This window comes from Azospirillum brasilense, assembly GCF_001315015.1.
Lineage (GTDB): Bacteria > Pseudomonadota > Alphaproteobacteria > Azospirillales > Azospirillaceae > Azospirillum > Azospirillum brasilense.
In genome coordinates this window covers 153,390-167,550 of record NZ_CP012917.1, presented here as the reverse complement: position 1 = coordinate 167,550, position 14,161 = coordinate 153,390, and the positions used below count along the sequence as shown (strand labels likewise).

12 protein-coding genes are annotated in these 14,161 nt (G+C 68.2%); 11 read left to right on the top strand and 1 reads right to left on the bottom strand.

Features of this window, described 5'->3' with window-relative positions; translation table 11 throughout:
* Window positions 1–882: a LysR family transcriptional regulator gene (locus AMK58_RS25640; RefSeq protein WP_035683130.1), complete on the top strand. Its 882-nt coding sequence runs from the start codon at window positions 1–3 to the stop codon at window positions 880–882.
* A gap of 15 nt (window positions 883–897) precedes the next feature.
* Here AMK58_RS25640 and AMK58_RS25635 read toward each other — a convergent pair whose 3' ends face one another.
* Window positions 898–1,860 (bottom strand): replication initiator protein A, encoded by a 963-nt coding sequence (locus AMK58_RS25635; protein WP_035683098.1) that lies wholly within the window; start codon window positions 1,858–1,860, stop codon window positions 898–900.
* A 1,035-nt stretch (window positions 1,861–2,895) separates the two neighbouring features.
* Between AMK58_RS25635 and AMK58_RS25630 the strand changes: the two genes are divergently transcribed.
* The 10 genes from AMK58_RS25630 (at window position 2,896) to AMK58_RS25585 (ending at window position 14,160) form a co-directional block, all read left to right on the top strand.
* Window positions 2,896–3,738 (top strand): hypothetical protein, encoded by an 843-nt coding sequence (locus AMK58_RS25630; protein ID WP_035683100.1) that lies wholly within the window; start codon window positions 2,896–2,898, stop codon window positions 3,736–3,738.
* The gene (locus AMK58_RS31575; RefSeq protein WP_236778379.1) at window positions 3,632–4,552 is read left to right on the top strand and encodes a hypothetical protein; all 921 of its coding nucleotides are present in this window, start codon (window positions 3,632–3,634) and stop codon (window positions 4,550–4,552) included. The genes AMK58_RS25630 and AMK58_RS31575 overlap by 107 nt, the downstream gene beginning before the upstream one ends.
* A 102-nt stretch (window positions 4,553–4,654) precedes the next feature.
* The gene (locus AMK58_RS25620) at window positions 4,655–7,297 is read left to right on the top strand and encodes a PAS domain S-box protein (RefSeq protein WP_059399624.1); all 2,643 of its coding nucleotides are present in this window, start codon (window positions 4,655–4,657) and stop codon (window positions 7,295–7,297) included.
* 116 nt (window positions 7,298–7,413) lie between these two features.
* Window positions 7,414–8,007 carry a hypothetical protein gene (locus AMK58_RS25615; protein WP_035683106.1) on the top strand — a complete coding sequence of 198 codons (594 nt, stop codon included), beginning with the start codon at window positions 7,414–7,416 and terminating at the stop codon, window positions 8,005–8,007.
* A 278-nt stretch (window positions 8,008–8,285) separates the two neighbouring features.
* A complete protein-coding gene (locus AMK58_RS25610; protein ID WP_035683108.1) occupies window positions 8,286–9,779 on the top strand; it encodes an ATPase domain-containing protein in 1,494 nt (497 codons plus the stop codon).
* 9 nt (window positions 9,780–9,788) lie between these two features.
* Window positions 9,789–11,456, top strand: coding sequence for an ATP-binding protein (locus tag AMK58_RS25605; RefSeq protein WP_035683110.1), 1,668 nt, complete (start codon window positions 9,789–9,791; stop codon window positions 11,454–11,456).
* Window positions 11,457–11,734: 278 nt separating this feature from the next.
* Window positions 11,735–12,151, top strand: coding sequence for a DUF2946 family protein (locus AMK58_RS25600; protein ID WP_035683112.1), 417 nt, complete (start codon window positions 11,735–11,737; stop codon window positions 12,149–12,151).
* 37 nt (window positions 12,152–12,188) lie between these two features.
* Complete coding sequence (locus tag AMK58_RS25595) at window positions 12,189–12,695, top strand: copper chaperone PCu(A)C (RefSeq protein WP_035683114.1); 507 nt, start codon at window positions 12,189–12,191, stop codon at window positions 12,693–12,695.
* A 180-nt stretch (window positions 12,696–12,875) separates the two neighbouring features.
* A complete protein-coding gene (locus AMK58_RS25590; RefSeq protein WP_051140987.1) occupies window positions 12,876–13,784 on the top strand; it encodes a DMT family transporter in 909 nt (302 codons plus the stop codon).
* A 178-nt stretch (window positions 13,785–13,962) separates the two neighbouring features.
* Complete coding sequence (locus AMK58_RS25585; RefSeq protein ID WP_014200253.1) at window positions 13,963–14,160, top strand: hypothetical protein; 198 nt, start codon at window positions 13,963–13,965, stop codon at window positions 14,158–14,160.
* Window position 14,161: the final 1 nt, after the last annotated feature.

Here is a 14,161-nt window from a genome sequence, read left to right as displayed (position 1 = left end):
ATGACTCTCGAACAGCTCCGCATCTTCGTGGCGGTCGCGGCGCAGCAGCATGTGACGCGGGCGGCTGCCGCCCTGAATCTGACGCAGTCCGCGGTCAGCGCCGCCGTCTCCAGCCTGGAGGCGCGGCACGCCGTCCGCCTGTTCGACCGGGTGGGCCGACGCATCGAGTTGACGGAGGCCGGACGCCTGTTCCTGAACGAGGCCGTCGCGGTGCTCGCCCGCGCCGAGGCGGCGGAGCGCATGCTGGCCGACCTGTCGGCGCTGAAGCGCGGGCGCATCGCCATCCACGCCAGCCAGACCATCACCGGCTACTGGCTGCCCGAACGGCTCGTGGCGTTCCACCGGCGCTATCCGGACGTCGACGTCGCGGTGAAGGCCGCCAACACCGCCCAGGTCGCCAAGGCCGTGCTGGACGGCGCCGCCGATCTGGGTCTGGTGGAAGGGGAGGTGGCTGACCCGCTGCTCGATCAGGACCTTCTGCCCGGCGACCGTCTGCTGCTGCTGGTGGGGGACGGTCACCCCTGGCGCGGACGGAGCGACCTGCCGGCGGCGGAGCTGCACCACTCCCCCTGGGTCCTGCGCGAAGCCGGGTCAGGCACCCGTTCCGAGTTCGAGGAGGCGCTGCGCGGGCAGGGGAGGGCGCCCGAGGATTTGCCGGTGACGCTGGAGCTGCCCTCGAACGAGGCGGTGCTGTCGGCGGTCATGGCCGGGGCGGGGGCCACCGCCCTGTCGGATCTGGTGGCGCGCGGCGCGCTGGCGGCCGGGCATCTGCACCGCGTGCCCTTCCCGCTGCCCGAGCGCCCCTTCCGCCTGCTGCGCCACCGCGAGCGTGGGTTGAGCCACGCCGCCCGGACCTTTCGCGATCTTTTGCTGAACGAATAGGGCAGGGGAGGGCGGTCAGACCACCTCGTCGAACTCGACCCTGGGAATGTCGATCCAGCTCTCCGGCTCGCCGGCGTCCTTGCGCCAGAAGATCACCGGCAGGTCGGCGTTCAGCACGCGGGCGATCGAGGCGCCGCGCCCCGTCATCAGCTCCTTGTACTCCGCAGCCTCGACGATGCGCACGCCGTAGCCGGGGATGCGGTCGGCCTGAAGCACGGGGCCGAGCGCGTTCTTGAACTTGCGCAGGTCGTTGTCGGAGCCGACCCGCTTGCGCAGCGGCTCCAGCGCCATCCAGAAGGCGGTGCCGTGGCCCAGATGGGCCCGGGCGATCTCGTAGAGCCGCTTCTCGATGGGCTTCAGCGCAAAGTAGTCTTCCGAATAGGTCAGCAGGTTGTTGCCCAGCGCCGCCCGCACCACCCAGTTCGACAGGACCAGGGTGAGGCCGCGCACCTGCCGCTCGCCGTCCTTCTTGCCGCGGCGGTAGAGCAGCTTGTAGTCGGAGATCCAGGAGAAGGCGCCGCTCTCGCCCTCGCCGCCGGCCTCCAGGTTGGTCTTGATCTGGGTGCCCTGCAGCCGCTCCAGCGCCCCTTCGATCTTGTCGTAGGCGCTGCCCCCGGCGGTCTTGCCGACGATACGCTGGAGGTCGCTGGTGGTGAAGTGCAGCTTGCCGACCTCCGGGCCCATCTTGCCCTCGGCCATCTTCTCGCGCAGCAGCGAGACGGCGTAGATCAGCACCGACTTATCCCAGATCGTCGCAACGCCGACGTCGCGCGGGGCGCGCACCTCGATCTTCACCTTGCCGTCGTCGTAGGTGGGAAGGCTTTCCACCTTGTCCTTCGACAGGCCGAACAGCGAATAGGCCATCAGGGCCCGGTCGTTGTTCACGTCGCCGCGCAGCGGCGAATCCAGCCGCAGCGCCAGCTGGACCGGGCGGTCCAGCAGTTCGGCGTTCTCCTGGTCGGTTTTGTGGTCGTCCATGCACCCAATCTCCCCGGCCGCGCCGCTGGCGGTTACGGTATTGATTCCCGATACGCCCCGCATGTTCCACAACGCAGGCGCAAACGTCGCCATTCTGCCGAAAGATTCCTCACTGGCCGGAAACGACGCTGTGACCCTGCGGACGAATGTCGCCGTTCTGCCAGTTCCCCCGGACGCTGTGCCCCGCTGGAGGGTTTCCCGGCCGAAAGCGTCCGCGTTCTGACGGTCCAGACTCCCGACAAGCCGCGAAATGGCGCTGAAAGACTTGGATTCCCTGACTCTTTCCAGAATCCCGAGGGTCCAAAGGGCCTCGCGGAGGGAGCACATTGGCAGAACGGCGACACTCGGTTGCGCGAGTCGGAGTCCGATTCCCGACCGATTCCCGGAGTCACCGGGGGGCCACAGCCCAGATTATTCGGCAGAACGGCGACATCCGGCGGACTCCGACGCTCCGCCGCTTCCCTCCGTGCGCCGGAATCTTTCGGCAGAACGGCGACGTTTTCCGCCCGGTTTCTCGGCAGAACGGCGACACCCAGACGTGGTCCGCCACCCCTCCAGGGGGCTCAACGCCTTGATTCCACTGACTCCACCACCCCGCCTCGGCGCAACCGGAGCGATTCCGACGCACGCATTTGAATCGTGGACAGCCTGTTGGGGCCACGACAACATCTTGCGTAACGGGCTCACCAAAGCCCGAACCGATAGCTTTTGGACCAGAGTTTTGGGCCAGGGTTTTGGGCCAGAATTTTCAGCTGGCGGCTCCGAACAGCCGCGACACGCCGAAGGAGGCGACGATGACGTAGCGGAGGACGCGACCTCCGGAAACACAAAGGGCACAGGTTTGGCGACCTGTGCCCTCGTGCACACCGAAGTGTCGAAAACCGATGGAAGACCGGGAGAACCGGACCCCGCATCAGCGGTTTGGCGACTTCATGATGCCAGGGTAGGTCCGGAAAACCAAGTGGAATCGCGGATTCCACTGACGCTCCCGCTTTGTCTTCCGCCGGGATTGAAGCGCTGGATCATGGGAAGACAATGACCCCGTACACGACCTTGTACCGGCGATGGATTGCTGCGCCCGGCGTCGGAGCTGCGGAAATCGCGGTGCTCTCCGGCCTCTACGCGCGGGCGGACGCCGCCGGCGTCTGCGCCGGTCTGGTCCAGGACGAGCTGGCGGCCGAACTCGGCAAGAGCCGTCCCTGGCTGTCCGCCGTGCTGACGAAGCTGCAGGCGCCGGACCTGTCCTTGGTGGAAGCCCGCCGTGAACGCGGCTTCCGCGGGATGGTCTATGCGCTGGTGGGCGCCCAGGACACCGACTCTTCCGGTCGGCCCGTTGACACCACCGGTCAGCCGGCTGACGGACTCCTAAGGACTGGGAATCCCCTGAATCCTGATTCTCAAAACTCCTCCTCCTTCCGGGCGGGGGGATCGGTTGGGTCTCCGGGCATCAAGACCCGAGACGCCCTTGCCGAAGATTGGCAGCCGGACGCCGCGGATCTGGCCTGGGCCGCGGAGACCCGGCCGGAGGTCGATCCCGCCACGGTGACCCGCAAGTTCGTGTCCTGGTGCCGCAAGGCCAACGTCCGCAACGGCTACAGCCCGACCGACCCGTCCGGCGCCTGGCGCAAATGGGTGGCCCGCGAACTGATCGCCCCCGCCGCGGCACCAGCCGGCGAAACACCCGAAGGCACCGTCGTCCCCTTTGCAACCGCCTCCCGCCGCCCCTCCAACCGGAGCGACCAGAATGACCGTCAGCCTGCCGAGCTTTCCCGTGAGCCTTTCCGTCAGCGCCGCCCCGCAGACGCCGGACATGGCGTGGCTGCCCGCAACGCCGGCGTCCTCTCTGCCCTGCGCGATCGTCTCGCTCGCCCGGCTTGAGCGCGCCGACCTGCGCTTCGAGATCGCGGATCGCGCGCCGGAGGAGATCGGGGCGCTGGCCGAGCGGGTCGAGGCTGCCCTTGAGGGCGCCTGCCCGGCGATCGGTGTGGAGAATGTGCTGACCGGCATCGAGAAGCTGGCGGCGCGCTTCGGCCTGGAGCTTCCGGACGCCGATGTGCTGGAGGCCGATATTATCGAGATGGCCGGCTGGCCCGCCGAGGAGTGGATCGCCGGTTTCCGTGGCGTCTGGTCCTCTTTCCGGTCTGGTTACCGGCGCTTCCCCACGGTCGGCGATTTCCGGGCTGCCGCCGGTCAGGCATCGGTGACCGGTGGGATGGCGGCTCTGCGCCGGCTGGCCATGGCCCTGCGCCAGGAACAGCAGCTCCGTGCCCGCGAGATTGCTCATCGCCGTCATCAGAAGAAGAAGGAGGCGGAAACTGCCCGCCGTCAGCAGGCCGCCGCCCTGGCCGCTCCTCCAGTCGCCCTGGCGGCGCCGACGGTAACGACGCGCCCGGCACCGGTTTCCACTCCGGTCTCCGTCACGCCGGACGATGCGCAAGTGGTCCTGGCTCCCGCACAGCCTCTGCCTCAGATGAGGATGGTCGTTCCCAAGGTCCTGATAAGGGATCGATCGGCCAATGATCCTCATACCACGGTATGTCAAGGACATGACCACGTATCTTTCAGTAAGAGGCCGCGTATGAAAAGTTCAATCAGAGAAGACAAGTATGCCAATGACTGTGGAACGCGCCATGGAGGTGGAGCGAAGGCTTGGCAGACCCTTCATTATTCCGACAGGGTAACGCCTATATAATCAGTCTCATCCCAACGTTTAAGATTCCGGTGGCGAAGCACGAAAGGGCGGAGCAAGATGCGATAATCTGTTCGCGCCGCGAACCTTTCGGGTTGTCCATCCATGCCGCTGAAGACGGTGTCCCGTCAGCAACCGATGACTCTGCGCGGGTACCTGCTCAGGCTTGTGCTCGTGACGCTGGTGCCGATGCTCCTGCTCGGCGGCATGCTCATCGGCTGGCTGGTGCAGCAGCAGCGGGACGCCGTCGAGAACAACATGTCCGACACGGCGGAGGCGCTGGCCCTGATCGTCGACCGGGAGTTGGAAGCGACCATCGAGGCGCTGCGGGCGCTGGCCCGCACGGACGCTCTGGCGGCCAACGATCCCGCCGGTTTCTATGAGCGGGCGACGCTGGCGCTGACTCAGCACCCCTCCTGGACGAACATCGCGCTGATCGACCCGTCGGGGCGGCAGATCGCCAACACGGCGGTCCGGCTCGGCGTCCCGCTGCCGGATGCGCCACAGCGCGACGCGCTGCAACGGGTGACCGCGACCCGCCAGCCGGCGGTGTCCGATCTGGTCACCGCGACGGCGGCGGTGCGCCCGACGATCGCCGTCATGGTGCCGGTGCTGCGCGACGGCAGCCTGCGCTACGTCCTGTCGGCGGTGGTCGATCCGCGGACCTGGAGCGATCTGCTGGAGGGTTTTGAGACCCGGTCCGGCCTGATCGCCGCGATCATCGACGGCCAGGACCGGATCGCCGCCCGCTCGCGCGAGCATGCGGAGTATCTGGGACGGGCGGTGCCCGACTGGTTCCTGGCGGCGCGCGGCACCGCGGAGGCCGGCAACTACCGCGGCGCCACGCTGGACGGGGTGGAGATCATCGGCGCCTTCCACCGCTCGCAGCGCGCCGACTGGACCCTGGTCGCCGCGACGCCGACCGAGGCCGTGCTCAATCCCCTGAACCGCACGGTGGTGCTGGCCTTGGGGTTGGGACTGTTTCTGCTGGCCGTGTCTCTGGCGTCGGCGGGGATCTTCGCGCGGCGGCTCGCCCATCCCGTCCGCGCACTGGCCGCCCATGGCGGCAGCCTGATGGAGGGGCGCGCCATCCGCTACGACGGCGGCGTGCCAGTGCGCGAGATCGACGAGTTGCACCGCGTCCTGGCCGAGGCCAGCGCCGCGCTGGTCGGCGCCAGTGAATCCGTGGCCCATGCGGAGGCCCGCTACCGCGCCATCGTCGACACGGCGGTGGACGCCATCGTGGTCATCGACCGGGCCGGCACCCTGCACAGCTTCAACCGCGCCGCCGAACGCATCTTCGGCTACGCCGCGGAGGAGGTGATCGGCCGCAACGTCAGCATGCTGATGCCCGATCCCGACCGCAGCGCCCATGACGGCTATCTGGAGCGCTACCACCGCACGGGGGAGCGGCGGATCATCGGCATCGGGCGCGAGGTGACGGGCCAGCGCAAGGACGGGTCGGTGTTTCCGCTGGAGCTGTCCGTTGCCGAATGGAAGGCCGACGGCGAGGTACGCTTCACCGGCATCGTGCGTGACATCACCGCCCGCCGGACGGCGGCGGAGGCGCTGCTTGCCGCCAAGGAAGCGGCGGAGCAGGCGATGGAGCGCGCCCTGACCGCGGCGGACGAGGCCCGGCGGGAAAAGACCCGCGCCGAGAAGGCGGAGCGGGCGAAGACCCAGTTCCTGGCGGCGGCCAGCCACGACCTGCGCCAGCCCGTGCAATCGCTCTATTTCTTCGCGCAGGTTCTGGGCGACAAGCTGCACGGCCATCCCGGCCATGAGCTGGTGGCCAGCATGGGCCACTCGCTGGACGCGCTGAAGCTCCTGCTTGACGGTCTTCTCGACGTGTCGCGGCTCGACGCCGGGGCGGTGGAGCCCAGCGTCACCGAATGCGCGGTGGGGCCGCTGCTCGACCGGCTGGCCGCGGAATACGGTCCTCAGGCGGAAGGGCAGGGGCTGCGGCTGCGGGTCGTGCCGACCTCGCTGTGGGCGCGCACCGACCCGATGCTGCTGGAGCGCATCCTGCGCAACCTGATCGAGAACGCGCTGCGCTACACCGAGCGGGGCGGCCTCGTGGTCGGTTGCCGGCGCGGCAACGGCGCGCTGCGCATCGAGGTGGCGGACAGCGGCGTCGGTGTGCCGGAGGAGTTGCAGCAGGCGGTCTTCGAGGAGTTCTTCCAGATCGGCAACCAGGAGCGCGACCGCGCCAAGGGGCTGGGTCTCGGTCTCGCCATCGTGAAGCGGCTGGCCGGACTGCTCGGCCACACGGTCGTCCTGCGCTCACGGCCCGGGCGGGGCAGCGTCTTCTCGGTGGAGCTTCCCTCCGTGCGCGCCCGCGCCATCCTGCGCCGCAGCGGGCCGGACCGGGCCAACGACGATGGACAGGGGCTGGTGGTGGTCATCGACGACGAGGCCATCGTGCTGCTTAGCCTGCGCACGTTGTTGGAGCAGTGGGGTTACGAGGTGGTGGCCGCCGTGTCGGCGGAGGAGGCGGTGGATATCCTGCACGGGCTGGGCCGGCTGCCGGACCTCATCATCGCCGATTACCGCCTGCGCGAAGGGCGGACAGGGGTGGAGGCGATCCGCGACATCCACGGTGTCTGCGGCGTGCGCATCCCCGCCGTGGTGCTGACCGGCGACACGGCGCCCGAACGCATCACGGAAATCCGCGGCGCCGGCTTCCGCCTCGTCCACAAGCCGATCACCCCGCACATCCTGCGCGAATTGCTGAAGCCCGCGGCCTGATTCTGAAAGGTCTGGTTGCGAAAGGCCGGTTTTTGACCCTGGCTGCCCGCTGGCCGGGTCTTTAGTTTTTCCGCCTCCTTGGGGAAGAGCCTCCTTGGGCAAGAGGGAGACGGGACATGAACTGGAGCAAGGGCCTGTGGCGGGTCTGGCTGTCTGCCGCCCTGCTGTGGGGGGCGGTTATCGCCGCCTTCGCCGCCGCCGATCTGCACGGGCACCATCCTTTCGCCGGTCTCTATGCCTATTCGGACGCAAGGGACGCCTTCCTGCCGCAGCACTACGCCGCCGACGAGGCGGTGGTGGAGGATGGGGTGAGGCGGGGTGTCGTGGCACGGACGGACTTCCCCGACGGCACCAGCCTCGCCGCCCCGCCGGACCTCGGCGAGGAGCGCGTGCGGCAGATCGCCGAGCGTTTCTGGGCGGAGCGCTGGGCGCGCCGGGCAGAGGTTCTGTGGCCCTGGGGCCTGGGCGCCACCGTGCCACCGCTGGTGCTTCTGCTGTCCGGTGCGCTCATCCTGTGGATCGCCCGCGGCTTCGGCAGGGCGAACGCTGCCCCCGAGACTGCTATGGAAGAGACGGCGGTGCCGGAGAAAGCGGAGGGGGATGCGCCGAAGGCGGCCTTCAACACGCGGTCCGCTGGCGGGCTGCCGCCCTTCATCCGCTCGCTCGGTCCGGACCCCAAGCGCCGCCGTGTGTTGGGGGAGGGTCGGTAAAGGCCACGCAAGTTCAGCCCTGGCGTCGTTCGCGCTGCCGTCCAACATCGCGGTAACCCGCAGTGGCGCGCAAGCATCCCCGACGGTTGGCATTCCAAAAGCACAAAGGAACAGGAGCACCGGCATCGGGTTGATGGTGGCGGAGATGCGTCCACAGGGCGTGGATGTTCTCCAAAACTGCGCGTTTGTCCCGTCCGTCCAGGCGTTCGGGCCGTTCACCATCATGGCGGCGTGTGGCGCAAGGCGCTGCCAGCGGGCCAGACCAAGAGGAGACCTGGGTGTCGAAGCCGACCAAGACGGACAAGATCCTGACCGGAATTCCAGAATTCGACCTGGTCCTGAGAGGGGGGCTGCCGCGCGCGCGGCTTCATCTTCTGGAAGGCGCGCCGGGAACCGGCAAGACGACCATCGCGCTGCAATTCCTGCTGAAGGGCCTGCGCGACGGCAAGCGCGGCCTGTACGTGACCCTGTCGGAAACCGAGACGGAGCTGCGCGCCTCGGCCGCCAGCCACGGCTGGTCGCTCGACGGCATCGGCATTTTCGAACTCGTCCCGCTGGAGGCGCAGCTCGACCGGCAGCAGAGCGTGCTCTACCCGTCCGAGGTCGAACTGGGCGAAACCATGCGCCTGATCACCGAGCGGATCGAGGCTGAGAAGCCGGATCTCGTGGTGATCGATTCGCTGTCGGAGCTGCGCCTGCTCGCCCAGGACCAGCTCCGCTACCGGCGGCAGATCCTGGCGCTGAAGCAGTTCCTGCAAGGGCGCCACTGCACCACGCTGGCGCTGGACGACCTGACCAGCCAGACCGGTTCCATGGAACTGCACAGCCTGATGCACGGCGTGGTCAGCCTGGAGCAGATCGAGCGTTCCTATGGCGCGGCGCGGCGGCGCCTGCGGATCGCCAAGATGCGCGGCTCCGAATATCAGAGCGGCTGGCACGATTTCGCCATCACGCCCGGCAATGTGCTGATCTTCCCGAGCCTGATCGCCGACGAGCACAAGACGGAATTCCAGCCGACCGCCGTGTCGAGCAGTCTGAGCGGGCTGGACGAGCTGATGGGCGGCGGACTGACGCGCGGAACGACGACGATGCTCGTTGGTCCCTCGGGCGTCGGCAAATCGTCCATCGCCCTGCAATATGTCGCGGCGGCGGTGCGCCGTGGCGAGTATGCCGCGTATTTCTCCTTCGACGAATCCTTCGAAACCCTGGCCTTGCGCAGCACCGCGCTCGGCATCGACATCGAGGAGGCGGTGAGCAGGGGCGAGCTGGGCTGGGAGCGTGCAAACCCGTCGCGCCTGTCGCCGGGCCAGTTCGTCTGGCAGGTCCGCCGCCAAGTGGAGGACCAGAAGGCCCGCGTCGTGGTGATCGACAGCCTCAATTCGTACCTCAGCACCATGCCGGAGGAAAAAGCCCTCATCCTGCAGATGCACGAGCTGCTGACCTATCTGAACAACCAAGGGGTCGTGACCATCCTCATCCTGGCCCAGCAGGGCATTGTCGGCGACATCCAAAATCCCGTGGATCTGTCCTTCATGAGCGACACGGTGGTCCTGCTGCGCTTCTTCGAAGCGGCGGGGCAGGTGCGCAAGGCGATCTCGGTGGTCAAGAAGCGCACCGGCGTCCATGAGTTGGCGATCCGCGAATTCCGGCTGTTTCCCGACGGCATGCAGGTCGGTCCGCAGCTTCTGGAGTTCCAAGGAGTACTCACCGGCGTGCCCAGCTATGACGGGTCGGCGGACCCGTTGTTGCGCGGGCGGAGCGAGACGGGCTGACCGAAGCGCATGGACGCCCCGATCCTTGTGCTCGCCCCGTATGGCCGCGACGCGGAGATTATCCGCCTCGTGCTGGATGAGGTCGGCATGACCACGCAATTCTGCGCCGATCTGCCGGCCCTGTGCGACGGCCTGACGAGGGACGTCACGGCCCTGATCCTCTCCGAAGGCGCGTTGCTGAGGTCAGGGATGGAGCCTCTGGTCGCCTGTTTGGAGGCCCAGCCGCCCTGGTCGGATCTGCCGGTCCTTGTGCTGACCGCGCGCGGCAACCGGTCGGCCAGCAAGGCGCGGTGGGCGCAGTTCCAGCGGCTCGGCAACGTCACGCTGCTGGACCCGCCCCTGCACGCCGAAGCGCTGCAAAGCGCGGCGCAGTCCGCGGCGCGGACCCGCCTGCGCCAATATCGCATGCGGACGCTTCTGGCCGACATCGAGCGGGCCAACGACGAGTTGGAAGGCCGGGTGGCGGAGCGCACCCGGTCCCTGCAAACCGAGATGCGGGAGCGCCAGAAGGCGGAGGAGGCGTTGCAGCAGGCCCAGAAGATGGAGGCGGTCGGCCAGCTCACCGGCGGGATCGCCCACGACTTCAACAACCTGTTGCAGGTCATGCTCGGCAACTTGCATCTGCTGCGGGGCGCGCTGTCCGCCGACGAACCGCTGCTGCGGCACGTCGCCATGTCCATCACGGCGGGCGACCGCGCCGCGGCGCTCACCCGGCACCTTCTGGCCTTCGCCCGGCGCCAGCCGCTGACGCCGCGCAGCCTGGACCTGAACGCCCTGGCCACCGCGATGAGCGGCCTGATCCAACAATCCGTCGGTGAGTCGATCCGAGTGGAAACGGTGCTGGCCGACGGGCTCTGGCGGACCTGGGCGGATGCCAACCAAGTCGAAAGCGCCCTGCTCAACCTCGCCATCAACGCCCGCGACGCCATGCCGGACGGCGGGCTTCTGCGCGTCGAGACAAGCAACACCGTTCTGGACGAGACCATCTCGGACGCGCAAGGGGACATCCTCCCCGGCCGCTATGTCCTGCTCCGCATCACCGATACCGGAAGCGGCATGCCGCCGGACGTGCTGGAGCGGGCGTTCGAACCCTTTTTCACGACGAAGCCGATCGGCCAGGGCACCGGCCTCGGGCTGAGCCAGCTCTATGGCTTCGCCCGTCAATCGGGCGGGCACGCGGCCATCCGGTCGCAGCCCAGCCAGGGCACCACCGTCAGCCTGTACCTGCCGCAGCATGACGGAGTGGACGGCGCCGACAGCTCGGTCCCCGCTGTGGACGCGCCGTCGCAGGACCCGTCCCGCAACGATGAAACCATCCTGGTGGTCGAGGACGAGGCCCTCGTCCTGATGCTGTGGGTCGAGGCGCTGGAAGGGCAGGGATACCATGTCCTGCAGGCCGCCGAACCCGAGGCGGCGATCCGCATCCTGGAGTCGGACACGGCGATCGATCTTCTGATTACCGACGTCGGGCTGCCCGGAATGACCGGGCGGGATCTGGCCGACGTCGCGCGGGAGATCCGCCCCGGGCTGAGGGTGCTGTTCGTGACCGGCTACGCCCATTACGCCGCCCTCGAAGCGGACAGACTGGGAGCGGGCACGCGGATGCTCAGCAAGCCGGTCGGCGTGGACACGTTGCAGATCACGGTGCGTTGTCTGCTGGACGGGGATTCGGCCTGACGCCGCAGCGGCGGCCAAACCAGGGCAATTGCATCTGACATTCCCTCTCCCCCCTGGGGAGAGGGCTAGGAAGGCAAAGCGCGATTGCGCTGGCGCGTGAACGGCGGCAACTCGACAAGCTCCACGCACATCGCCTACAACCGGTCATCCGTCCTGTGGGTGGAATGGAAACCGGTTTGAACGGGGCAACGTCAGCACGGCCATCGGCCCCCCCTCTCCGTTTCGCGGAGCGGAACGGGGCGAGCGGGCATCGCGAGGAAGGCGGCGCCGCGCTTGCGGTGCGTCCGCGTCCGTCCCGCCGGCCTCCGTCCCGCTGGCGATCCCGGATCGCCGCGACGCTGGCCGCCATTCTTCTGCTGATCCTGGTCCAGGTCCCGGGGCAGGCGGTCGCCATGCTCTCCGCTGGTCTGGCGCAGTCCTTCTGGGCGTCGTCGATGTGCGGACCGGACGGGGCGTCGGACCGGATGCCCGCCGCGCCCGGTCAGCCCAAGCACGATCTGGAGCATTGCCTGGGCTGCCAGCTCGGCTGCGCACCTCCGGCGATGCTCTCCCCAGCGGACGTCGCCGTTCCGCCGCCGCGCCTGTCCGGGGCGCAGCGCGCGCTTCCCTTCCGAACCCGCAAGCTCCGCCGCCGGAGCGTCTTCCGTCCGAACGCCCGTGCTCCGCCGATGATGTGTCCTGCCCATTTCAACTGATCGTCCGACACATCCTTTCTTGCAGGACTCCGTCATCATGAAGAAGCATGCCCTGGTTCTCGCCGCGCTGGTTGCCCTGACCGCCGGCACCGCCCTGGCCCATGGTTTCAAGGCCGGGCCGGTCGACATCGAACATCCCTGGGCGCGCGCCACGGCGCCCTCGGCCCCGAACGGATCGGCCTACATGGTGCTGAGCACCCACGGCCCGGACAGCGACCGCCTGCTGTCGGCCAGCACACCCGTCGCCGACAAGGCGGAGCTGCACACCCATCTGATGGACAACGGCGTCATGAAGATGCGCCAGGTCGACGCCATCGAGGTGTCGCCCGGCTCGCCGACCGCGCTGCAGCCCGGCGGCCTGCACGTCATGCTGTTCGGCCTGAAGCAGCCGCTCGCTCCGGGGAAGGCGTTCCCGCTGACCCTGACCTTCGAGAAGGCCGGGCCGGTGACCGTTCAGGTGGACGTGCAGAGCGCCGGGTCCGCCGCCCCGTCCCATGGTGGTGCTGCCGGGCCGCAGGCCGGCGGCACGCAGCACAAGCACTGACGGGCATGCGCCACGCCGACCCCTTTCCAATGGCCGGCGTGGCCGTAACCGCAGGTCCGTACTGATATACCAGCATCGCATTTGACCGTTCGGCCCCAGGGGCGCAGGGTGTGGCGCACCGGTTCGTGAAAAGGACCGGCGCGCCACAGGAAGGACCGTCCCGCCCATGAGCGCCACCCGATGACCGCCACCGAAAAGGCCCTGTCCACAGCCTCTTCCGGGCGGGCCGGCATCGCCTGGATGCTGCTGACCACGCTTCTGTTCGTGACGCAGGACGCGACCCTGCGCGTTCTGGTGCAGACCTATCCCTTCGCGGAGGTCGCCTGGGCGCGCTTCGCGGTGCATCTGGCCATCGCCTTCGCCGTGGTGGCGGTGCGCTCCCCCGGCCACCTGATCGCCAAACGTCCAGGCATTCAAATTCTCCGCTCCGCCCTGCTGGCGGTGCTGACGCTGTTGGTGGCGGTGTCCTACAAGACGCTGCCCTTCGTGGACGTGGCAGCCATCGCCAACGTGGCCCCGGTCCTGGTCACCGTCCTTTCCGTTCCGCTGCTCAAGGAGAAAGTGGGTTGGCGGCGTGGTCTCGGCGTGCTGGGCTGCTTCATCGGGGCGATGATCATCATCGGTCCGGCCAGCATCGTCTTCCAATGGGCGATCCTGCTGCCGCTGGCCGCCGCGCTGTGCAACGCGCTGTACCAGATCGTCACCCGGCTGCTGCGCGGTGGCGACTCCACCCTGACGACCTTCTTCTACACCAGCATGGCCGGGACGGTGCTCTGCGGGCTGCTGCTGCCCTTCGGCTGGGTGACGCCGGACCTGACGGGGGCGGCGCTGATGATCATGCTCGGCGTGCTGGGGGCGTGCAGCCATTACTGCCTGATCCGCGCCTACACGGTGGCGGACGCGGCGACGGTGGCGCCCTTCGGCTACACGACGCTGATCTGGGCGGTGCTCTACGGCCTGCTGGTCTTCGGGGAGTCGCCCAGCGCTTCGACCCTCGCCGGCGGTCTGGTGATCGTCGCCAGCGGCATCTACATCTTCCACCGCGAGCAGGTGAGGGCGCGCGAGGCGGCGGCGAAAAGCGCGGTTTAGGGGGCCTGAGCGGCCCCTGTTTTTCCGCTAAGTTCCCTATGCCGGAGGCACGTACACAGGACGTTCAGGTACCCGAAATATCACGGGCCGTACGCGTCGAACTGTAACATGCTCCGCGTACCGTACGCCGGCCGGTGAGGGCCGGCGTTTTTTCAACCCACAAGCAACGAGAACAGCAATGAACGGACTGCCCAAGCAGACGTGGCGCTGCCGCGTTGCCGAACTGTTGAACGATCCCGTGGTCCAGGCCGTGTTGCGCCGGGACCGCCTGACCCACGAGCAGGTTCTGGCACAGCTCACCCCTATTGCCGAGCACCTGCGCCGCAACACCTCCCCCGAACGACCCGCAAGGCGGCTTCCGCGCGAAGCCTTCTGAG